Source organism: Lysinibacillus sp. UGB7 (assembly GCF_049058285.1).
In the GTDB taxonomy this organism is placed as follows: Bacteria; Bacillota; Bacilli; order Bacillales_A; family Planococcaceae; genus Lysinibacillus; species Lysinibacillus sphaericus_B.
On the sequence record NZ_JBMGUV010000004.1, the window covers coordinates 1 to 20,210 of the forward strand.

Genomic DNA, 20,210 nt, shown 5'->3' on the forward strand with positions numbered 1-20,210 from the left:
TGCAAACTCATCCAATCATACCTAGCCTTATATGAGATTCGTGTTCCTCGGACCGGTGTTTTGCCTCCAGCTTCCTTCAGATTCCGCGTCGCCACGGACACCCTTGCTCTTGGCTAACCTCTACTTCTGTCTTCGGGGTTCGGGACTTGCACCCTATAGTTCATACGCATGCCGGGCGCACATCTAAAAGGGGTAGTTCATGATGAACTACCCCTTTCTTCCATATGCAAATCATCTTAATAATTTGAATCAGCAATTAATCCATTCATAATTTCTACACCTGAACTTGCACCGATTCGTGTTGCCCCTGCATCAATCATATTTTGCATATCTTCTAAGCTACGTACACCACCTGATGCCTTAACACCTAGTTCTGGACCAACTGTTTTACGCATTAATGCAATATCCTCTGCTGTTGCTCCACCTGTAGAAAAACCTGTTGACGTTTTTACGTAATCAGCCCCAGCCGCAACTGCAAGCTCACATGCTTTTACTTTTTCCTCTTCCGTAAGTAGACATGCTTCGATAATAACTTTAACGATCGCACTGCCTTTCGCAGCTTCTACTACTGCAGCAATATCCGCTTGTACAAAGTCAAAATTTTTATCCTTTAACGCGCCAACATTGATGACCGTGTCCACTTCTTTTGCACCATTTGCAATCGCATCTTTTGCCTCAAAAGCTTTTACAGCAGGTGTATTAGCGCCTAGAGGGAAGCCAATTACTGTACAAACTAAGACATTTGAGTTTTGTAAAAGCTCACTGCTGTATTTAACCCATGTTGGATTTACACAAACAGATGCAAAGCCGAATTGTTTCGCTTCCACACAAAGTTTTTCAATTTGCTCTTTCGTTGCCTCAGCCTTTAATAACGTGTGATCAATCATACTCGCATAATTCGTTTTCATAGTAAAACACTCCTTCTTTTCAAGTTGTACGTACCTCTCTGAAATGATACCATTTATTTACGTTGCCGTCTAATTTCTTACTATTGAGTAATTGCCCTCTATTATTTAGAAATCTGCATATGTTGCGCAAAAAAACGGATTATTATCTAATTCATCAAAAAATCATAAAAATGGGTAATCGTTTTAGACTGTAGACAAACTCAAAAAATTAAGTTTTTTTATAGGCTTTTTTCTTTTAAACATAGAAGTATCTATAGGAACCCGTTGATTTCCGGCGGACGCTTTTCGCGGGCATGGCTTCAGTCTCCTCGTTTCTACGCTCCTGCGGGGTCTTTTCGCTCATGCTTTCCCGCAGAGGTCACCGCCTCATAGCCGTGTACTTAAGAAGGATAGTAAGGTTCAAATTTTATATTCTTAATATTTTTTACGAATATTTAGTATTGCAAATGAGTGTTTTGTGGTTAGAATAAGATATGTTCAAAAAAAGAGCATAACAAATAAACCCAAAATAAAGTAGCTCTTAGCTACCCTTAATTTGGATTTTTTATAAGTTTATTCAAACAAATAAAGTGTGCCGTTCTGGCTTTGTGGATTTTAAGTTGAATTTTTCTGTGGTAGGAATAAGACTCTTAAAGAACAAACTCCAGCTTCGTGCACTTTTTTTGCTTTCTAAAACGAGTCGGTTTATCATTCTAGAAATCATACGGATTGTTAAATCTTCACTAATAAATTTATTTAATGTTTTCCAAACAACTTTTCGAAGATAACCTGTGGTTATCATGCTTAACAGCATGACAATACATTGGCAATATACGTGGCATAACCAACGTTCAATTTTCATGTCTTTTATCTGATGAATTTTCAAATGGGATTTCCACGTTTTGAAACGAAGTTCAATCTGCCATCGAACGCGATATAACTGAGTTATTTTTTCAACTGAAATAGTACGTGGTAAATTAGTTATGTAAATAGTTAGTCCCGAAAGTGAAGCCACATTTTCTTTTGGAATAGAGCGGCATTTTTTCTGATAACTTCTAATTCTTTTTTTTGTATTTTTTTCTTCTTGTTCTTCATCATGACGATAAATAATGCAACGTGTGAGCATTTTTTTATGTCTTCCCATATAAATCTTATTCCACTCTGTCCCCTAGGTAATGTTTTCAATTCTTCTTCCATGTATAAACGCTGATAGCGTTGTTTTTCAATGAAGGAACCATCTGGATGACGAGGTGGATTATCAACCTCTATAAAGAACTGCGAATCCATTCTAGCTCTTGAAAGATAAAAGGCTTCAGATAGATGAATTTGTTCAAATAAATCCAAATGATAGTAGCCTAAATCCTGCAAGAATAAATCCCCTTTTTCTAAATTAGCTAGTCGTTTGAATCCAGCGGGAGTGTCTGCAGATTTCCCTTCATCTAAATTAAACCAAAGTAATTTTTCACTTAAGTAATCAAATTCAAATTGTATTTTAGCACCAGCATCTCTCGTTCCTTTATAATTATTTTCATATGATTTTGGGAGTTTAAAGCTTGTACTATCTATAATTCGAATCCGTTTATATGGGGATTTTTTTTCTAACTTCATTTCCGCCAATGGCGCCTGAAATTGATATTGAAATAGACGATCAAATAGAGCCTTAAAAAAATCGACTGCTTCAGTAGTGAATCTTTTATTTAAACCTGATTTGGTGATATTTATATTATGGTTCTCTAAATCGTGGCATAAATTATCTAATGTGGGCTGAACAAGATTAGCATTTTGTCGAAATACAAGTGATAAAAAGTCGGAAGCGGAAAATTGACGCTCCCGTTTAATAAATCCAGTTTCCTTCGCTAGCTGTTCAAGATTTTCAGGTAGAAAAATTTGAAAACATTCTTTCAAATATAAATTATGTTGATTGTACATAAAATGCCTCCTCTAAGTTGTCGTTTTAATACTAACTTAAAAGAGGCACTTTTTATTAAAAATCATTGAATTAGCTTAAGTACACGGCTATGGTCACCGCCTACGTATGCGTTGGACAACCTTACGAGGGATTAAAAAATTGTCCATGCCGGCGATGCATACTTTTGCTGCCATGCAATTGAAGAAGCTAGCTAATGGGACATGACAAGGTCCAAAAAAAGAAAATAGTTGCTCGTCGCGTACTACTGTCGTTAATAGGGGCCATTTGTCACTACTATTTCTGATGAAATTTCAAAAGGTATCCAGAATGTGATCATTCCGAATACCTTTTGTCGTTAATCTGAAAGGATTGTCCTATCATAAAAATAGGCAATCCTTTTTGTTTTTATTTTGCAGTTTCTAATACACGTACAAACTGCCCTTTAGAATGAGGGTAGCCCGCTTGTGTAATTTTCACCTTCACTAGCTGACCAATCAGGTTTTCTGGACCTTCAAAGACTATTTTTAAATAATTATCTGTATAACCAGTTAATAGACCTTCTTCGTCGCTTCCATCGTGAACATATTCTTCTGGAATCACTTCTAACACTTCATTCTCAAAGCGCAAAGCATATTCTTTTGCGAGTTGATTGTTTAATGCGATTAAGCGGTGAACTCGCTCATTTTTAATGTCCTCGTCAATTTGGTCTTCCATACGTGCAGCTGGAGTACCTGTTCGTGGAGAGAATGGGAAAACGTGTAGTTCTGAGAATTTATGGTCACGAATAAAGTTATACGTTTCCATAAATTCTTCCTCTGTCTCACCCGGGAAACCAACAATCACGTCTGAAGTGACTGCTAAATCTGGTAGAGCTTCATGTAATTTTGTTAAGCGTTCACCGAAAAATTCCATTGTATATTTACGACGCATTCTTTTCAAAACAGTATCTGAGCCAGATTGAATCGGAATGTGTAAATGATTGACAACGATATTTGATTCTCGTAATACTTCGATCACTTCATCTGTTAACTGACTTGCTTCAATCGAAGAAATACGTAGACGTTTTAACCCTTTAACGTTTGTCTCTAAGTCACGTAGCAATTGTGCGAGGTTGTAGTCTTTTAAATCTTGACCATAGCCACCTGTATGAATGCCTGTCAGAACGATTTCAAGATAACCAGCATCTACCAGTTGCTGTGCTTGGTGAAGTACCTCTTGAGGATCTCGAGATCGCATTAAGCCACGTGCCCATGGAATGATACAAAAAGTACAGAAGTTATTACAGCCTTCTTGGATTTTCAGTGATGCACGTGTCCGATCTGTAAAAGCAGGTACATCTAATTCTTCGTATACACGATTTTTCATGATGTTGCGTACTGCATTAATCGGTTGGCGCTCGTTGCGATACTGCTCAATATAGCCAAGCATTTTCGTACGATCCTGTGTTCCTACAACAATATCAACGCCAGGAATCGCCATAATTTCCGCCGGAGACGTTTGGGCATAGCAACCTGTAACACAAATAACAGCATCAGGATTTTGACGGACTGCCCGACGAATTACTTGACGTGACTTTTTATCACCCGTATTTGTTACCGTACATGTATTAATAACATAAACATCCGCTTGATTTTCAAAATCAGTTCGATCATAACCATCTTCTTTAAATAGCTGCCAAATTGCCTCAGTTTCATAGTGATTTACTTTACAACCTAACGTATTCAGAGCTACGGTTTTCGTACGCCCTTTGCTCATAGTTAATTCATCCTTTCAACTTCACATTACACTGTGTTTCTTGTTTTTTATTTATTATTTTGATGTACTTATTATAGATACGTGATTTATGATAACACAAACCTTTTAAAATCAATACTCGTAATGACTAGGTTCTCGCTCTTTTAGCGTAACCTAGTTTTTTTCCTTATTAAATAGCAAATAGCTTCTCCTACAGTTTTCAGAATATCTAAGAATAAAGGTGACATCTGATTTATACATAACCTAATCCAGCATTCATAATCATCGACCATGCTCTTTCACTATTACCCAACATGAAGAAAAAACAAGCACCGACCATAATCACGCTTGCAATCGGGAACGAGATTGCGACTAATACTTGGACGACAGGATCAAGAATTGTTGCAACATTTCCAATGACTTATCAGCAATAATTCCTACAGGTTGCGCTATTGCATTAGTGGGCACTACAGAAGGTATTTGGGCCATCACTGGCTCAATAACTGGCTGTTGAACTGGAACGTTAATAAGCGTTCTTAAAATTGTTATACATAAATATCCCCGTACCAACAGTTGTCTATTTTTGTATGTACTTTTAACTCCTAGTTTCCTAAAATGGAAATATAAAGGGAGGAATAAATGATGACTATATTTATTTTCGGGATAAGTCTTTTGGGTATGATGGCTGGCGTGGCGTCGCTAATACTGGGTCTTATAATAAGGAAAAAATTAAAAGGTGGAATTGTATTAGGTGTATCAGTTGTTTTATTCTTTGTATCTCTAATGATGCCTACGCCAGAAGGTAGCAAAGAAAAAATAGATGTAGTAAGTAATACTCAGAGAGAATTAATCCAGATAATGGCCCGATTCTGGAATAAGAAAAGATCCTGCATATCAACACAGGATCTTTAATCAATCTTTATTTTAAATAATCGAACTTTTAAAATTTATCAAGACCTAAATTTAAAAAAGATAGATAAATAAAAGGACATAACATATTAGTCATATAAAATATGATATGTCCTTTTTTCTTCAATTTACTCTCCTGTTAACTTAATAAAAAACCTATTAAATTTTTTCTAAAATTGTTCTAATGAAAGTAGTTTTCTCTTCTGTATATTTATGTTTATTATTTTTATTTAACTTTGCTAAATTAAGTTTGAGCTGTTCATATTCAATTCTTGCTTCATCATTATCTCTCAAGTAATCTCTGAACTTTAGCTGTTCAAGTAAATATTTATTTCCACATTGATACATGTGGATTTGATAGATTCTTGGTTCACCCTTACTAAAATAGTGTCTATCAGGCAAAATATTTGTTCCTCTATACGAATATCCCAACTCCTCTAAAGGTGAGGAAGTATTCGCACCATCTTTAAAACCTTTGATTTCTATGGCTATGTCAATAATTGGTTTTGCACTTAAATGTTTTACTGATGTACTTCCTATGTGGTGAATATTCATTATATATTCACCTATTTTATCTTGTATTTTTTCTTTCTCTGAAAAAAATTTTTTATTCCATTCCTCTGTCCAAGGAACTAAGAATACTTCTCCTTTTGGCAAGCCTAACATCTTATTCCCCCTTTTAACGTTAATACCGTTTTTTTAACCATTGGAATATTATACCACACTAAAAGACTCTTTTAATACTCTGCCCTGTTAGTTGAAGAAGAAATTGAGAACGTTGTTCTACCTCATAACTTTTTGTAAACATCTGCGTAAGCTACTTTTAGTTGCTCTCTGAGTTGCTTGTTTTCCTCCTTCAATTGTATGAAAAAAGAGGATATATGCTCATATATTGAACATAATATCCTCTTTTTAGTTTAGTCTACTTAAGTTATAAAAATGCATCAATGTGTCGTGCTTACGAATCGCTTCTCTCCCTTGGCGTGTACAATCATCTTTATAAAAATCTAGCATTTTATCTAATAAAATTCAACATGTTCAATGTTCTTGCACTACTACGAGTAAGTGATTCAATTGAAAGATATTCGCTTCCAATTTCAATAAATGGATCTTCTTCTGTTTCCACTTTATTCATTTCTTTTAATTCTTCGCAACGCGCTTGGAAGATATGATAATTTCTTAGCAATAATCGAGTATTGAATAACCGTCTATCCGCTTTTTTCGTTTGTTCCTCTTGCCGCAGCTCATTAAATTTTGTAATTGCTACTTTCGCTATAGCAGCTATTTGTTCTTGTTCGACATTATACATCGTTACACCCCACTTCAATCTTCCATATTAATATTCACTTCAGCACTAAATCCTTCTTGATAATCCCTTAGTAACTTTGTAATGTTTGCAACAGCAACATCATCAACGTCCAAGTTATTCACATAAAAATGAGCATCTTGCATGAAATATTACCTATTTGAATAGTTTACTTTTTAATGGTTTTTTTTTCAAATAAACTCAAAATAAAAAATATAATAATTGTATTTATAAACAAGAGTGAAAAATCATAGAACAAATTATTCAAACCAAATTCGAAAATATTTAAAATAGAAATCCCGGTCTCTTCACCTTTAAAAAAGATCCATTTAAACGGGAATCCTAACACTAAAGATATTACTATACTAATTCCAATTTTCCGTTTAACCATTTGAAATAACCTCCATTTTTTAAAAAACATTTTACAAATTTAAGAAATAGTGTAAACTATAATATAGTATACTAATAATATACTGAAAAAACAAAAGGTGGTATAGAAATGAAAAAAGCAATTGTTACATTCCTATTCTTGTTAACGTTCGGAGCATTATCTTCAGAAAACGCATTCGCATCTACAAACTTTGATAATGAACTGAACAGATTAAGTGAAGAGTACAATATTGAGTTAGTAAATTTAGAAACTACACCTACTATAAACTCAACGTTTCTTGAATTCGAGGACTTAAAAGAATTTGAAAACTATTTAAAAGAAAATGAAACAAACGACACTACCATTTTACATGACGAAATTTTGATAGACAAACCTGACACTATGTCTTTAGAAAGAAACATTTCTAGTAGAAAAACATTCTCAAGTAGTTTCTCTGATCAGTGGTACTCTCCAATTAATGGATTTGTTACGGGTCTACTTTCTTGGAAAAACATGTCTTACGATTATACTTATAAAGAAGGTGCTAACAGCCCGCAATTTGTAAGTGTTTCCAATATCGATTCATGGCAAACTGGTTACCATGATGTTAAGTGGACTCAAAATAAATATGGAGGCTCTTATAAAATAATAAAAGCTGTTTATACTGATGATAGTGTAGAAGTAACTGCTAAGGGTCTTTATACTCTAGGTGTTGTTATCGCTAGCCAACCTATTGGTTATTCATGGAATGGTGAATGGGTTAGAACAATGCAATTAAAATATAAATAAATAAGACAACAACTTATAGATTTATATAACAACTTTTAAAGTGCTCTTTGGGAATGGCCGTGGCTATTCCCTCTTCTTTAACATTTTAGTAGCACCCATTAAAAAAGGGATTCTATCACCACTATATACCCATACTGGACACCAACTCAACTGTCGATTAATCCTCGACCTCTTTTTAAAACTCCCTTAATCCAAGTGCCTTCACATGCTTCTTTATCAACAGTTTTTCCTGCATGGATTGCTAAAGGGCCTCTATGCTTTGTCTGCCATGATCGTGTTTCAAATTTCTTTTCGCCTAAAGCTATTAATGTAGCCCAAGGTTGCTTTATCGTGATGGCTTTCAACATTTATCTTCCTTTCCATTTACGTCATTTAAATAACTCTTAATAACGTCTGATATGCACTTTTGTAATTGGGACACTGGCGAATGTTAATATGGCCATTAATACGCCAGTCATAATAAATGCAATTACTATAATTGATTTTGGTGGTGTATAAAGTAAGCCCGTAATCAAATAACGCATATAATCATTCAAGCACCTCCGGTACGATAGACGTATTGCTGTATTACCTTGTTTGCTTAAATGACTAGCAATCTCGAACATTTTATTTCTCCAATATTGAGTAACTGTCAGTGGAAGGCTTTTTAATTGGTTGCTCCAATATATTCAAAATGAGAGTATTCCCCTATTAAGAGTTATTTATTTACTAAATTAAATGCTTTGAGTAAAGACAAGGTATTGAACATATTTTGATGAATAAAACTTTTTCTATCAGCCCTCTCATTCATAGCAATTATTCATTCTCATCAATCCTAACTATGTAAATGAAAAATATTCTTTAAAAAGAGAATACTTCGATTTACTAAATATACATATAAAAGAAAAAAAGCCCAAACTCGAAATTAATTTCGTTATTATTGCCAAAAGGCAGTTGAAAGTTCGTTTCAACCGAACTTTCAACTGCCAACTCAAATTTCGGATTTTTTCAGTGCCCCTTAAATATTCCAGGGCTGTTTATTTTCCGATTTACATTTTTTGCATAGCACTGCCCGTTTATTTATTCTGCACCTCTAAAAAACTAGAGATTACCAATGATTAGTAGGAGGTTCATTAGCAGGACTAACTGGAGGCGTAAGTCCTGAAAGAACAGGCGTTACTACACTACCTGCCGCAAGGCGGATTTGTTGAACTTGTAGCACTTTTACAGTAAGTTCCAGTACAATTTTTTCGCGCAGTTTGCTGAAAGTACCTTCAGGTCTTGCCATAGTTGGTGAAAAATCAAGTTCAAAGAAGTTTGCAGCTACTAACTCGCCAAAGGGTTGTTCATTGTATTTTACGAGATTTTGGAAGAAAAACTTATCCAATCGGGCATCCAGTTGAGTATGTTCATTAAGGAAGTTCACTTCGGCAAACTCGGAAATTCCTAAGATCGGAGTAGGACCTCCAGCTTCTTGTGGGAAAGTGAGGTCTGCAAAACCAGAAAACGGAACATCCGCAATTCTATCTCGAAGTGCCCCATTACAAGCTGATGAAGCATATTCTATATTTTTACGAATATGTCCTGCTACAAATAATTTAGCCCGTGTTACCCTAAAAAAGTCAGTGCCGGCAATACGTGTAAATTTAACGGGTACCAGTTTAACTTGATTCAGGAATACATTTTTTTTCACTCTTTTGATTTCAGTTGCTGCAGGAGTAAGCGTAATATCCGACTCCACAACTATTTGAAGTGTTGGTTCGGAAAGTACAACCGGTATTTTAATAATAGGAGTCGAAAGCGGTGTAGCGACTACTGGGGTATTCGCACTGGATAATGGGGTTTGTTCAGTTGATGATACAGGACAAGGTAGACAAGGTTGGATCTGATTATCTAATTGATCACTCAAAAAAAATTCCCTCTTTTCATTTTATAGTAATAGAGAGCTCTCTCTATATAGCTAGAATATGTAGCAATAAAATCTATGCATAGACGTTTTACTAGTTCTTTTACTCATTTTAATAAAGGGATTTTTGAGCTGAGGAAAAAGTTTCAATTATCCTCTAGATCCTTGGCTATCATAACTGATTAGAATCGGCTGTACTTGTAGTATATGAATGATTAATTCTAAAACTACATTTTGGCACAATTGATTTGAATGAATTAATGACTCATTTTGTGCAGGTACTGCATTCCTAGTGTGAAATGCAGTATACTCAATATTCTGATGTATATATCCTTCAATAAATAAATTTCCCTTTAATGCTGTACATGTCCCATTACCTAATGATTGAGAAAACTGATTAGCTACGAACTTACAATTGGTTAGTACTACCTCATTCGAGATATCTTTAACTTCCACAATTCCTTTTTCAAATACAATATTTTCTTCCAAGCATATTTCGATTTTATATTCCCCTACTACAACTGGAACTCTAATATGCATAAAATCATCATAAGGGTAAGAGTGATTATTTATTTCTTCTTTTTTAATTGATTGTGTGTTATGTAAGGGAACTACAACTGATTGAGACGGATTATTCTTCTGACTATTTTTATCATAAGTATCAGTTCTCATTAAAAAAATAATTTCATTAATTTTTGAACGAACCAAACGACAATCAGGATGTTCAGGATAAACCTTTGTAGTGTTAAATAGTTTGGTTTCAAATTGAGGAATAAGGTGATTGTTTAGGTCAAGAAATTCAAATGTATTTTGAACAATCTCACCACAGATAGGAGCATGAAGAAAATCATCAATTTCTACATGAGTAGAAATTGGACTTTTTTTGGTTATAGAACAAACTGACCCATGACATGCATTAACACGACCTGCAGAATTGTTTTTCTCCATCTCATCTGTATCAATAAGACGCATCACGTTATTCTCAACATCGGATTCAGAAGGACTGACAAATTTACGATTAGAGCTTAATTGGGCTGCAAAACCCAGTTCTTCCACAGGGTTTGTTTCATCTGCCTCTTCCGTATCAATGTGATGAACGATTTCTTCCTCAATATTAGTTTCTGAAGGAATAAGTACTTCGCGATTGGAATCTAGATGGGCTGCAAAATCAGGTTCCTCTGTAAAGCTGGTTTCATCTTCTTTTTTGGAATTTAATATTTCACGAGTAGAACCTAGTTGTGATGCGTGATCTTTTTTATTTGTAAGTTCAGTTTGATACGTCCATTCGGTGTAATGAATTTGCTTGAAACTTACTTCCTTCATTTTTTCATAGTTAATCCATGGAGTTTTCATTATTTCACTCCCAAATAATTTTTTGTCAAATTAAGTGCAACATTTGCCGAAAAAAACCCCTGCACTTTTTTCCGGCCAAGACATCTTCTTGGTCGATTTATTTTTTAATGTTAGGACTTTAGGAGATTTTCTGGGGAGACATAATCAAAATTCGTTTTCTTCAGAGAAAACTCACTAAGTAACCCGTTTTCATTCTTATTACTGCCCCGTTGCCATTATGGAAATGGATCTGTAAAAAAACACAGCGATTTTCATTTCTTTTTCTAACGTCTGATTACTGCTAAACTCTTCTCTTTTATATTTGCTCGAAGATATGAAAGATGTGTATAGCTCATAATGATTTCCTCTGTTTCGAATGTTATCAGGTACATTTTAAACGACATCATTATGAACTACTTTTATTTTGATCTAAGTGTTGCACTTATAATTACAATCCATTTTATGCTTTATTTTTACTTTTGCCACTGAGCGCCTTTCAAATCTTAGTAGCAGTTGAGTCAACAAATAACCTATTAATGCATTTACAGTCGTTATTTTATAGCAAAATGGCAGTGGAAAGTTCGATTCAATCGAACTTTCCACTGCCAACTCAATTATTGTTTTTTCAGTGTCCTCGAAATGCCCTTTTTTATCTATTTTCTCCTCTAAAACAAGAGATTAACAAGGATCAGTAGGAGAATTAGTAGCAGGACTAACTGGAGGCGTAAGTCCTGAAAGAATAGGTGTTACTACACTACCTGCCGCAAGGCGGATTTGTTGAACTTGTAGTACTTTCACAGTAAGATCTAGTACGATTTTTTCACGCAATGTGCTGAATGTACCTTCAGGTCTTGCCATAGTTGGTGAAAAATCAAGTTCAAAGAAGTTTGCAGCTACTAACTCGCCAAATGGTTGTTCATTGTATTTCACGAGATTTTGGAAGAAAAACTTATCCAATCGAGCATCCAGTTGAGTATGTTCATTAAGGAAGTTCACTTCGGCAAACTCGGAAATTCCTAAGATTGGAGTAGGGCCTCCAGCTTCTTGTGGGAAAGTGAGATCTGCAAAACCAGAAAACGGAACATCCGCAATTCTATCTCGAAGTGCCCCATTACATTCTGCTGAAGCATATTCTATATTTTTACGAATATGTCCTGCTACAAATAATTTAGCCCGTGTTACCCTAAAAAAGTCAGTGCCAGCAATACGTGTAAATCTAACTGGTACCAGTTTAACTTGATTCAGGAATACATTTTTTTTCACTCTTTTGATTTCAGTTGCAGCAGGACTAAGCGTAATATCCGACTCCACAACTATTTGAAGTGTTGGTTCTGAAAGTACAACCGGTATTTTAATAATTGGAGTGGAAAGCGGTGTAGCGACTACTGGAGTATTCGCACTGGATAATGGTGTTTGTTCAGTTGATGATACAGGACAAGGTTGATTCTGATTACCTAATTGATCACTCAAAAAAATTCCCTCTTTTCATTTTATAGTATTAGAGAGCTCTCTATATGGCTAGAATATGCAGCAATCAAATCTATACATGGACGTTCTACTAGTTCTTTTATCCATTTTAATAAAAGGGATTTTTTGAGCTGAGAGATAGGTTTTTAATTATCCTCTAGTCCCTTAGCTATCATAACTGGCTCGAATTTGCTGTACTGGTAGTAATACAATAAGTCACTAAAAAATAAAGATACTATTCTTCAAAAAAAATCTGTTAAAAAGAATGGATTAATCCCAACTTCTCTAAATAGTTATTTCATCGAATGGTTTACCTTCTATATATCGCCCGTACAATATTTTGTGTTCAATTAGAGCAAACCTCCCTACCATCCGTTTGATGTCAATCAAATCATTCATTTTTTGAGCAAGTTCATACTCTAATGTAAAAATACGTTCTTCAAGTATTGCGCTATCAGATTCAGTAGCAAGTTTTACACCCATTAAATCTCCATCTGTCCAACGTCCTGACTCTCGTTTAGAAGGAGTAATGACCGTTTCTAACCTCATGATTTCGTTTTCGATATTTCGATAATCCTTCAACTATTCCGTACATAATGTAGCACCTACCATTACTTTAATAAACTTAGGAAGGAGGTCTTGAAAATGCATAATTCGAACAATATAAACAATACAAGAAATAATTGTAAACACTGTGGACAACAGGAAACAAAACCCATCAACCGTTGTAAAGGTTGTGTTTGTAATCAATTAAGACGTTTGCAAACTCAGACTGAAGTTGATCTCTTCTTACGCGGAGGTCAGATTATAGAAGATGTTGTTTTTATAAACTTCGACCCAAAAGATTGTTGTGCATTCTTTAATGATCCAACTACAGAACCAGGCTCAACTATCATTGTAGACTGTCAAGATATTCAAGCTATTCGAATAGAAGCAGACTAATATATAGGGGACTCTTCATTTAAATAAAGGGCTCCTTTACAATATCAGTTGTCACATCATATTTTAATAATATAGTATTACTAATTTAGCCTTACACACACTTGTTTTGACATTGAGGGTCACTTTCGTCCGAGTGACCCGTTTTTTATGGTCATCAAAATACGTAACATGGTTAGTCGCTCCCGGCCTGGTGACCCTTTTATTAATTCTTTCCTCATATTTTCAGTTACCTGATATAGCTCTCGCCGTATTAGGTGTTTCTATTACGGTATTATGTCTTGGTATATAGCTTTACCTTTGTTTACAGATTTTCTTTTGATACATTTTCTACTAAACAATCCACACATTTCTTTAATTTATAGAAACATAATTAATAAGTCTAGAGAATGTAACAGAGTACTGCATACTATAAAAATATAATCTGCAGATTATTAATCTTTTGTTTTGAGGAGGTGAATATTACATGCCTTTAACTACTGGTCCAATTGAAAATACAGGAAATCTACCAGCTAATGCCTCTAGCGTTCGTATCAAAGTTCTCAATCTCACTGGCGGTGTACTTTCCGGAGTAGTCCGAGTTTTTAGACTTAACGGTACAAGACAATTACTATCAACAACTGCTTTTTCCGCAAATGCTAATGCTTCTACTTTTGTAACTGCAAGTGTAGGAGGTGCGTTTCAATATGAAGTTGAAATTGCTCCAAATCAAACTGGCGGATTATATAGCGTTTACGGGCGAACAGCATCAGGTGTTATCATTGATGCCCAACGGTTGGTGAACTCAGAATTAACACAGATTCTTTAGTTTTAAAAACAGATTTTAACGGTTAAAATCGTAAAAGCCTTATACTCAGTTATAAGGCTTTTCATATTCAGTCATTTACCTCCAACTTGTCCCCCCTACTGGACGATGTCTCTCTATTACACATTCCTAACAGCAATTCTTCATCTTGTGCATAATCAATGCTTAAGTTTTTTAATGTTTTCTCAGCTTCTTTGGTACAGCCGTAATATAGATCGTTTCCTGAAAACCGTTTATCCTTTGCGATTGCCTGATTACAACCCTCGTGCAAATAAAATGTTATATGAAACTATGAAGGTTTTGGAGTTGCACGACGAGCGAATATCCACACATGTTTTTTCTAAAATGCCCTATTGCGGAAAATGCGGTATGCTACTCACTTCTGGATTAGATCCTGCAAAAAAAGACGGTTATCGCCATTCTCGTTACACTTGCTCAACAAACTCACAGAGAACACGAATAACTGCAATAACTTTGTGAGTGATATTACAATAATTCCTTATGTTTTAAACTATGTATCGAATCTTATCAGACTCCAAGAGCTCTGCAAATCGAGCTGAGATTGAGAATTTAACCAACATGAAAAGAAGTAGTACACTATCCCTCTTACATGAGTTGATGGAAAAAAACATGATTGTGAAACGTGGCAATTCTGTTGCTATAAGATATTATTCAAGTGAAAAAACCACTTAAAAACGTTCATTTTAAGTGGTTTTTGTCCAAGTCTTCAAGCCTTGTCGCTATTGAGTTTGTATCCAATCATCATGTCATGTATTCATGCACAGCCAAGTGTGTGAAAAGCCACTTTCGACAAGGCTAAACATCTCTCATTCAAATTCATAAGATATCGCAGACAGTGCATAAAGTGGCGCTGTTTCTGCTCGTAAAATCCTTGGCCCAAGAGACATTGTTTGAGCGCCTGCTTCGAGCAGTGCATTTGCTTCTTTACGTGCAATGCCACCCTCTGGACCGAAGATAATAAGGATTGATTTCGACTTCTTATCATAAACGTTTTTCAGCTTCTCGGCAAACCTTGTGCGCTTTTCAACCTTTGCATCCTCTTCATCTGCAATAAAAATAGCGTCAAATTTGCCTAATTGCGCAACTAGTTGCTTAAAACTTATTGGCTCGAAAATGACAGGTATATGTGTTCGATGGGACTGCTCTGCAGCCTCTTTTGCAATTTTTTGCAGACGCTCCTGCTTTTTCGCTCCCTTTTTGGTGTCCCATTTTACAATGGAACGCTCGGCTTCAAAAGGTAGTAGTGCATACATGCCAAGCTCTGTTGCTTTTTGTGTAATAAGTTCTAGCTTATCTCCCTTCGGTAGGCCGCACGCCACTGTTACATGGACAGGCAACTCTGGTGAAGAGATTGTACGGCCGGTTGATTGAACAAGCACTTCATCATCTTCGAATGCAGAAATTGTACAAATATACGCTTTCTTTTCAGCAACAACGGCGATTTCCTCGCCTTCCTTCATACGCATCACGCGTGCAATATGGCGTGCATCTTCTCCAGTAATGCGCGCATCTTCAATACTAGTGTCAATGAAATAACGTTGCATATTACGCCCTCCTTCACATGAAGAAAACGCCAAAGCGCAAGCACTCGGCTCACGATTTGGCGCTTCCTCAGTCAATTTATTGTGGACGACGGGCGATAATGGCTACCCAATCTTCCATTAGTAATACTTCTTCAATCACAAAGCCAGAGGCTTCGAGTGCCGCTTTCACATCATCACGTTTTGCACCAATGATACCTGAAGTAACATATAATCCACCCGGTTTGACTATTGTGAATGCATCGTCTGTAAAGGACATAATAATTTCCGCTAAAATATTAGCCACGACGACATCTGCGGGTTCTTTCACCGTATCAAGTAAGTTACCATGGAAGACAGTCACTTTATCGTCTACCTTGTTTAAAGCGACATTTTCTTTTGCTGACCGTACAGCTACCTCGTCTAAATCAAGCGCATGAACGCTTTTAGCACCAAGCATTGCTGCACCAATTGACAGGACGCCAGAACCTGTACCGATATCGACAACCTTATCACCCTCTTTTACGACCTTTTCAAGTCCTTGTAAACACATGACTGTCGTTGGGTGTGTGCCTGTACCAAATGCCATACCAGGGTCTAATTCAATGATTAGTTCATCCGTTGAAACAGGTGTATAGTCTTCCCATGTTGGTACAATTGTAAAGCGTTCAGAAATTTTCACAGGGTGATAATATTGTTTCCACGCAGTCGCCCAATCTTCCTCGTTCACTTCGACAATGGATACAACATTTTGACCAATATCGATATTGAAATTTGTTAAATTTGTAATAGCCGCTTTAATTTCTTCGACTGTTTCATTTAAAAAACTAGACTCTGATAAGTAAGCTTTAATGATGACACCATCTTTTGGAAAATCATCCTCGTTTAGCGCATAAATTTCACCAAACTGATCTTCGCGTGGCTTCGCATATTCAGCAGAATCCTCAATTACAACACCACTAGCCCCTGCTTCATGCAAAATATTTGAAATTGCTTCCACTGCATCATTTTTCGTATGAATGGATAATTCTGACCACTTCACGTAGCTCTTCAGCTCCTCTAATTATTCACCTTGGAATTTTTTCTTGATTTTATCAAACAGCGAGCTTCCTTGTTCTTCTGGAATGTCACCACTAATTTCAGCAAATTCACGTAGTAATTGCTTTTGTTTTTCCGTTAATTTTTCTGGCGTTACAACTTTGACTGTAACGAATTGGTTTCCTGTACCATAGCCATGTACATTTTTCACGCCTTTGTCTTTTAGACGGAATTGTGCACCTGATTGTGTCCCTGCTGGAATACGTAATTTCACTTTACCGTGTACAGTTGGTACCTCAATTTCATCTCCAAGCGCTGCTTGTGGGAATGTTAATTTTAAATCGTAATAAATATCATCGCCATCACGTTCAAATTCATTGTGCCCTTGTACGCGGAACATAATGTACAAGTCACCTGCTGGACCACCGTTGACACCCGGTTCACCTTGACCAGAAACACGAATTTGTTGCCCATCATCAACACCTGCGGGGATGGAAACTTTAATTTTTTTACGTTTTTGGACTTTACCTTCCCCACGACAAGTTGAACATTTTTCTTTAATGATTTTACCCGTACCATGACATGTCGAACAAGCACGACGATTCATCATACGACCAAAAGGCGTGTCTACAGCTTGATTCACTTGACCTGCTCCATTACATGTTGAACATGTGTCAGGTGTTGTACCAGGTTTTGCTCCAGAGCCGTGACACGTATCGCAAGTTTCATCTTTTGGGATTTCAATTTCTGTTTCCTTACCAAAAATTGCTTCCTCAAATTTAATATTCATACGATATTGCAGGTCATCGCCCTTGCGTGGTGCATTTGGATCTTGACGACGGCCACCACCGCCGAAGAATGAGCTGAAAATATCCTCGAAGCCGCCAAAGCCGCCGCCGCCTCCAAAACCACCTGCATTTGGATCTTCGTGGCCAAATTGGTCATAGCGTGCTTTCTTTTGTTCATCACTTAGGACTTCATAAGCTTCAGCGATTTCTTTGAATTTTTCATCTGCACCTGGTTCTTTGTTAAGATCAGGATGGTATTGCTTTGATAGTTTACGGTATGCTTTTTTAATGTCATCTTTAGAAGCCGATTTTGTTAAACCAAGCACCTCGTAATAATCGCGTTTCTCCATGATTCACACTCCGCTCTTTTTGCATAAAATCTATTGTAACATGCAGTTGAAAAAACTGCTTCTATTTTTTCATCATATGAAAAGCTTATTGGCGCCGCTCCGCACTCTTCAAATATATAAGTGACTGCAGCAACCGAAACGAGTGACTTGATTGCCTTGGCACTCATTTTAAATTTTTTCTTACCTTGTAAAGAGAAAAGCCAAAGCCGCAAGCGGTCTTTGGCTTTTTCACTTTACAGTATTACTTGAAATTATTTATCGTCTTTTACTTCTTCAAAGTCAGCATCTACGATATCTTCGTCTTTTTTATCTGCGCCAGCATCTGGACCTGCTTCGCCACCTTGAGAAGCTTGTGCAGCTGCAGCAGCTTGTTCGTATACTTTCATTACTAATGGTTGTAATACGCCTTCTAATTTTTCTTTAGACGTTTTAATACCTTCTAATTCACCAGCCTCAAGCGCCTTTTTCAATTCATCACGAGCATCTTCGACAGATTTTTTCTCGTCTTCTGTGATTTGTTCACCTAAGTCTGCGATTGTTTTATCTACTTGGAACACTAATTGATCTGCTTCGTTACGAAGGTCAGCTTCTTCTTTACGCTTTGTATCTGCCTCAGCATTTGCTTCAGCATCTTTTACCATGCGTTCAATTTCGTCCTCTGATAAACCTGAATCAGATTGGATGACAATTGTTTGCTCTTTGTTTGTACCAAGATCTTTCGCTTTAACAGAAACGATACCGTTTTTGTCAATATCGAATGTTACTTCAATTTGTGGAATGCCACGTGGTGCTGGTGGAATATCCGCTAATTGGAAGCGACCTAATGTTTTGTTATCCGCTGCCATTGAGCGTTCACCTTGTAATACGTGAATATCTACAGCTGGTTGATTATCAGCCGCTGTTGAGAACACTTGTGATTTAGACGTTGGAATCGTTGTGTTACGGTCGATTAATTTTGTGAACACGCCGCCCATTGTTTCAATTCCAAGTGACAGTGGTGTAACGTCTAAAAGTACTACATCTTTTACATCACCAGTTAATACGCCACCTTGTACCGCAGCACCCATTGCTACTACTTCATCAGGGTTTACACCACGGTGAGGCTCTTTACCAGTTTCTTTACGTACAGCTTCTTGTACTGCAGGAATACGAGTAGAACCACCAACAAGGATTACTTGATCAAGTTCTGAAGCAGAAAGACCAGCATCAGATAAAGCTTGACGTACTGGACCAACTGTACGGTTTACTAAGCTTAAAGTAATTTCATCGAATTTTGCACGTGTTAGAGATACTTCTAAGTGCAGTGGACCTTCAGCACCAGCAGTGATGAATGGTAATGAAATTTGTGTAGAAGTTACACCAGATAAATCTTTTTTCGCTTTTTCAGCTGCATCTTTCAGACGTTGCATTGCCATTTTGTCTTTAGACAGGTCAATACCGTTATCTTTTTTGAATTCAGCTACTAAGTACTCGATAACTGCGTCATCGAAATCGTCCCCACCAAGTTTGTTATCACCAGCAGTTGCTAGTACTTCAAAGACACCATCACCTAATTCAAGGATTGATACGTCAAATGTACCGCCACCAAGGTCAAATACTAATACTTTTTGGTCTTGGTCTTGTTTATCTAAACCATATGCCAGTGCAGCAGCTGTTGGTTCGTTGATAATACGTTCTACTTCAAGACCTGCGATTTTACCAGCGTCTTTTGTTGCTTGACGTTGTGCATCGTTAAAGTATGCAGGAACAGTAATAACCGCTTTTGTAACTTTTTCACCTAAGTAATCTTCAGCATAGCCTTTTAAGTATTGAAGAATCATTGCCGATACTTCTTGTGGTGTATACTCTGTATCTTCCACTTTTACTTTTTCAGCAGTACCCATTTTAGATTTAATAGAAATAATTGTGTTAGGGTTTGTTACTGATTGACGTTTTGCTACTTCACCAACTTGGCGTTCTCCATTTTTAAATGCAACGACAGATGGTGTTGTACGGTTACCTTCTGGATTTGGAATTACTTTTGGTTCTCCACCTTCAAGTACAGATACACAAGAGTTCGTTGTTCCTAAGTCAATACCGATAATTTTGCTCATAGTAAAATTTCCTCCTAATATTTAAACGCATTGGTGCGTTTGTTAACTAAATTTAATTTATTAAATAG

The 20,210-nt window shown here is 36.4% G+C and carries 19 protein-coding genes and 2 pseudogenes; 4 read left to right on the top strand and 17 right to left on the bottom strand.

Annotation, left to right across the window (positions count from 1 at the left end; all coding sequences use genetic code 11):
- Positions 1-236 precede the first annotated feature (236 nt).
- The 4 genes from deoC to mtaB all read right to left on the bottom strand — a co-directional run bounded on the left by deoC (position 237) and on the right by mtaB (position 4,551).
- A complete protein-coding gene (gene deoC / locus ACOMCU_RS05275; RefSeq protein WP_421049598.1) occupies positions 237-908 on the bottom strand; it encodes a deoxyribose-phosphate aldolase in 672 nt (223 codons plus the stop codon).
- 556 nt (positions 909-1,464) lie between these two features.
- Positions 1,465-1,902, bottom strand: coding sequence for a transposase (locus ACOMCU_RS05280; RefSeq protein WP_421049599.1), 438 nt, complete (start codon positions 1,900-1,902; stop codon positions 1,465-1,467).
- Positions 1,881-2,816 (bottom strand): IS4 family transposase, encoded by a 936-nt coding sequence (locus tag ACOMCU_RS05285; protein ID WP_421049600.1) that lies wholly within the window; start codon positions 2,814-2,816, stop codon positions 1,881-1,883. The genes ACOMCU_RS05280 and ACOMCU_RS05285 overlap by 22 nt, the downstream gene beginning before the upstream one ends.
- A gap of 385 nt (positions 2,817-3,201) precedes the next feature.
- Positions 3,202-4,551, bottom strand: a complete 1,350-nt coding sequence (gene mtaB, locus ACOMCU_RS05290; protein ID WP_421049601.1) for a tRNA (N(6)-L-threonylcarbamoyladenosine(37)-C(2))-methylthiotransferase MtaB — start codon at positions 4,549-4,551, stop codon at positions 3,202-3,204.
- Positions 4,552-5,169: 618 nt separating this feature from the next.
- On the opposite strand from mtaB, the gene ACOMCU_RS05295 reads away from it, so the two are divergent.
- Positions 5,170-5,442 (top strand): hypothetical protein, encoded by a 273-nt coding sequence (locus ACOMCU_RS05295; protein WP_421049602.1) that lies wholly within the window; start codon positions 5,170-5,172, stop codon positions 5,440-5,442.
- Between the two features lie 156 nt (positions 5,443-5,598).
- On the opposite strand, the gene ACOMCU_RS05300 is transcribed toward ACOMCU_RS05295, so the two are convergent.
- From ACOMCU_RS05300 to ACOMCU_RS05310, 3 genes and pseudogenes are all read right to left on the bottom strand, one after another.
- A complete protein-coding gene (locus ACOMCU_RS05300; protein ID WP_421049603.1) occupies positions 5,599-6,105 on the bottom strand; it encodes a GrpB family protein in 507 nt (168 codons plus the stop codon).
- 122 nt (positions 6,106-6,227) lie between these two features.
- Positions 6,228-6,302: pseudogene (locus ACOMCU_RS05305) on the bottom strand (DUF6262 family protein); the annotation flags it as partial.
- 152 nt (positions 6,303-6,454) lie between these two features.
- Entirely contained in the window at positions 6,455-6,748 is a 294-nt protein-coding gene (locus tag ACOMCU_RS05310) for a hypothetical protein (RefSeq protein ID WP_421049604.1), read from the bottom strand.
- Positions 6,749-7,244: 496 nt separating this feature from the next.
- Here ACOMCU_RS05310 and ACOMCU_RS05315 point away from each other — a divergent pair, with 496 nt between their 5' ends.
- Positions 7,245-7,904, top strand: a complete 660-nt coding sequence (locus ACOMCU_RS05315; protein ID WP_421049605.1) for a hypothetical protein — start codon at positions 7,245-7,247, stop codon at positions 7,902-7,904.
- 170 nt (positions 7,905-8,074) lie between these two features.
- On the opposite strand, the pseudogene ACOMCU_RS05320 reads toward ACOMCU_RS05315, so the two are convergent.
- From ACOMCU_RS05320 to ACOMCU_RS05345, 6 genes and pseudogenes are all read right to left on the bottom strand, one after another.
- Positions 8,075-8,248: pseudogene (locus ACOMCU_RS05320) on the bottom strand (ASCH domain-containing protein); the annotation flags it as partial.
- A gap of 39 nt (positions 8,249-8,287) precedes the next feature.
- Positions 8,288-8,509, bottom strand: a complete 222-nt coding sequence (locus tag ACOMCU_RS05325; RefSeq protein ID WP_421049606.1) for a hypothetical protein — start codon at positions 8,507-8,509, stop codon at positions 8,288-8,290.
- A 482-nt stretch (positions 8,510-8,991) separates the two neighbouring features.
- A complete protein-coding gene (locus ACOMCU_RS05330; RefSeq protein WP_421049607.1) occupies positions 8,992-9,792 on the bottom strand; it encodes a CsxC family protein in 801 nt (266 codons plus the stop codon).
- A gap of 147 nt (positions 9,793-9,939) precedes the next feature.
- Positions 9,940-11,142 carry a BC_2427 family protein gene (locus ACOMCU_RS05335; protein ID WP_421049608.1) on the bottom strand — a complete coding sequence of 401 codons (1,203 nt, stop codon included), beginning with the start codon at positions 11,140-11,142 and terminating at the stop codon, positions 9,940-9,942.
- Between the two features lie 657 nt (positions 11,143-11,799).
- Positions 11,800-12,591, bottom strand: a complete 792-nt coding sequence (locus tag ACOMCU_RS05340) for a CsxC family protein (RefSeq protein ID WP_421049609.1) — start codon at positions 12,589-12,591, stop codon at positions 11,800-11,802.
- Between the two features lie 282 nt (positions 12,592-12,873).
- Entirely contained in the window at positions 12,874-13,170 is a 297-nt protein-coding gene (locus tag ACOMCU_RS05345) for a hypothetical protein (RefSeq protein ID WP_010861210.1), read from the bottom strand.
- 63 nt (positions 13,171-13,233) lie between these two features.
- On the opposite strand from ACOMCU_RS05345, the gene ACOMCU_RS05350 reads away from it, so the two are divergent.
- Together ACOMCU_RS05350 and ACOMCU_RS05355 are read left to right on the top strand one after the other, a co-directional pair.
- Positions 13,234-13,530, top strand: a complete 297-nt coding sequence (locus ACOMCU_RS05350; protein ID WP_421049610.1) for a hydrolase — start codon at positions 13,234-13,236, stop codon at positions 13,528-13,530.
- A gap of 463 nt (positions 13,531-13,993) precedes the next feature.
- The gene (locus ACOMCU_RS05355; protein WP_010861211.1) at positions 13,994-14,335 is read left to right on the top strand and encodes a hypothetical protein; all 342 of its coding nucleotides are present in this window, start codon (positions 13,994-13,996) and stop codon (positions 14,333-14,335) included.
- A gap of 824 nt (positions 14,336-15,159) precedes the next feature.
- Here the strand turns inward: ACOMCU_RS05355 and ACOMCU_RS05360 are convergent.
- The 4 genes from ACOMCU_RS05360 to dnaK all read right to left on the bottom strand — a co-directional run bounded on the left by ACOMCU_RS05360 (position 15,160) and on the right by dnaK (position 20,142).
- Positions 15,160-15,897, bottom strand: a complete 738-nt coding sequence (locus tag ACOMCU_RS05360; protein WP_421049611.1) for a 16S rRNA (uracil(1498)-N(3))-methyltransferase — start codon at positions 15,895-15,897, stop codon at positions 15,160-15,162.
- A 76-nt stretch (positions 15,898-15,973) separates the two neighbouring features.
- Positions 15,974-16,915, bottom strand: a complete 942-nt coding sequence (gene prmA, locus ACOMCU_RS05365; protein WP_010861213.1) for a 50S ribosomal protein L11 methyltransferase — start codon at positions 16,913-16,915, stop codon at positions 15,974-15,976.
- A 21-nt stretch (positions 16,916-16,936) separates the two neighbouring features.
- A complete protein-coding gene (gene dnaJ, locus ACOMCU_RS05370; protein WP_010861214.1) occupies positions 16,937-18,049 on the bottom strand; it encodes a molecular chaperone DnaJ in 1,113 nt (370 codons plus the stop codon).
- Between the two features lie 251 nt (positions 18,050-18,300).
- Positions 18,301-20,142, bottom strand: coding sequence for a molecular chaperone DnaK (gene dnaK, locus ACOMCU_RS05375; protein ID WP_010861215.1), 1,842 nt, complete (start codon positions 20,140-20,142; stop codon positions 18,301-18,303).
- Positions 20,143-20,210 lie beyond the last annotated feature (68 nt).

Bases quoted from the DNA above. Each gene is read 5' to 3' on its own strand.
- deoC (WP_421049598.1), bottom strand. From the start codon at position 908: ATGAAAACGAATTATGCGAGTATGATTGATCACACGTTATTAAAGGCT.
- ACOMCU_RS05285 (WP_421049600.1), bottom strand. From the start codon at position 2,816: ATGTACAATCAACATAATTTATATTTGAAAGAATGTTTTCAAATTTTT.
- mtaB (WP_421049601.1), bottom strand. From the start codon at position 4,551: ATGAGCAAAGGGCGTACGAAAACCGTAGCTCTGAATACGTTAGGTTGT.
- ACOMCU_RS05295 (WP_421049602.1), top strand. From the start codon at position 5,170: ATGATGACTATATTTATTTTCGGGATAAGTCTTTTGGGTATGATGGCT.
- ACOMCU_RS05300 (WP_421049603.1), bottom strand. From the start codon at position 6,105: ATGTTAGGCTTGCCAAAAGGAGAAGTATTCTTAGTTCCTTGGACAGAG.
- ACOMCU_RS05310 (WP_421049604.1), bottom strand. From the start codon at position 6,748: ATGTATAATGTCGAACAAGAACAAATAGCTGCTATAGCGAAAGTAGCA.
- ACOMCU_RS05315 (WP_421049605.1), top strand. From the start codon at position 7,245: ATGAAAAAAGCAATTGTTACATTCCTATTCTTGTTAACGTTCGGAGCA.
- ACOMCU_RS05325 (WP_421049606.1), bottom strand. From the start codon at position 8,509: ATGTTCGAGATTGCTAGTCATTTAAGCAAACAAGGTAATACAGCAATA.
- ACOMCU_RS05335 (WP_421049608.1), bottom strand. From the start codon at position 11,142: ATGAAAACTCCATGGATTAACTATGAAAAAATGAAGGAAGTAAGTTTC.
- ACOMCU_RS05350 (WP_421049610.1), top strand. From the start codon at position 13,234: ATGCATAATTCGAACAATATAAACAATACAAGAAATAATTGTAAACAC.
- ACOMCU_RS05355 (WP_010861211.1), top strand. From the start codon at position 13,994: ATGCCTTTAACTACTGGTCCAATTGAAAATACAGGAAATCTACCAGCT.
- ACOMCU_RS05360 (WP_421049611.1), bottom strand. From the start codon at position 15,897: ATGCAACGTTATTTCATTGACACTAGTATTGAAGATGCGCGCATTACT.
- dnaJ (WP_010861214.1), bottom strand. From the start codon at position 18,049: ATGGAGAAACGCGATTATTACGAGGTGCTTGGTTTAACAAAATCGGCT.
- dnaK (WP_010861215.1), bottom strand. From the start codon at position 20,142: ATGAGCAAAATTATCGGTATTGACTTAGGAACAACGAACTCTTGTGTA.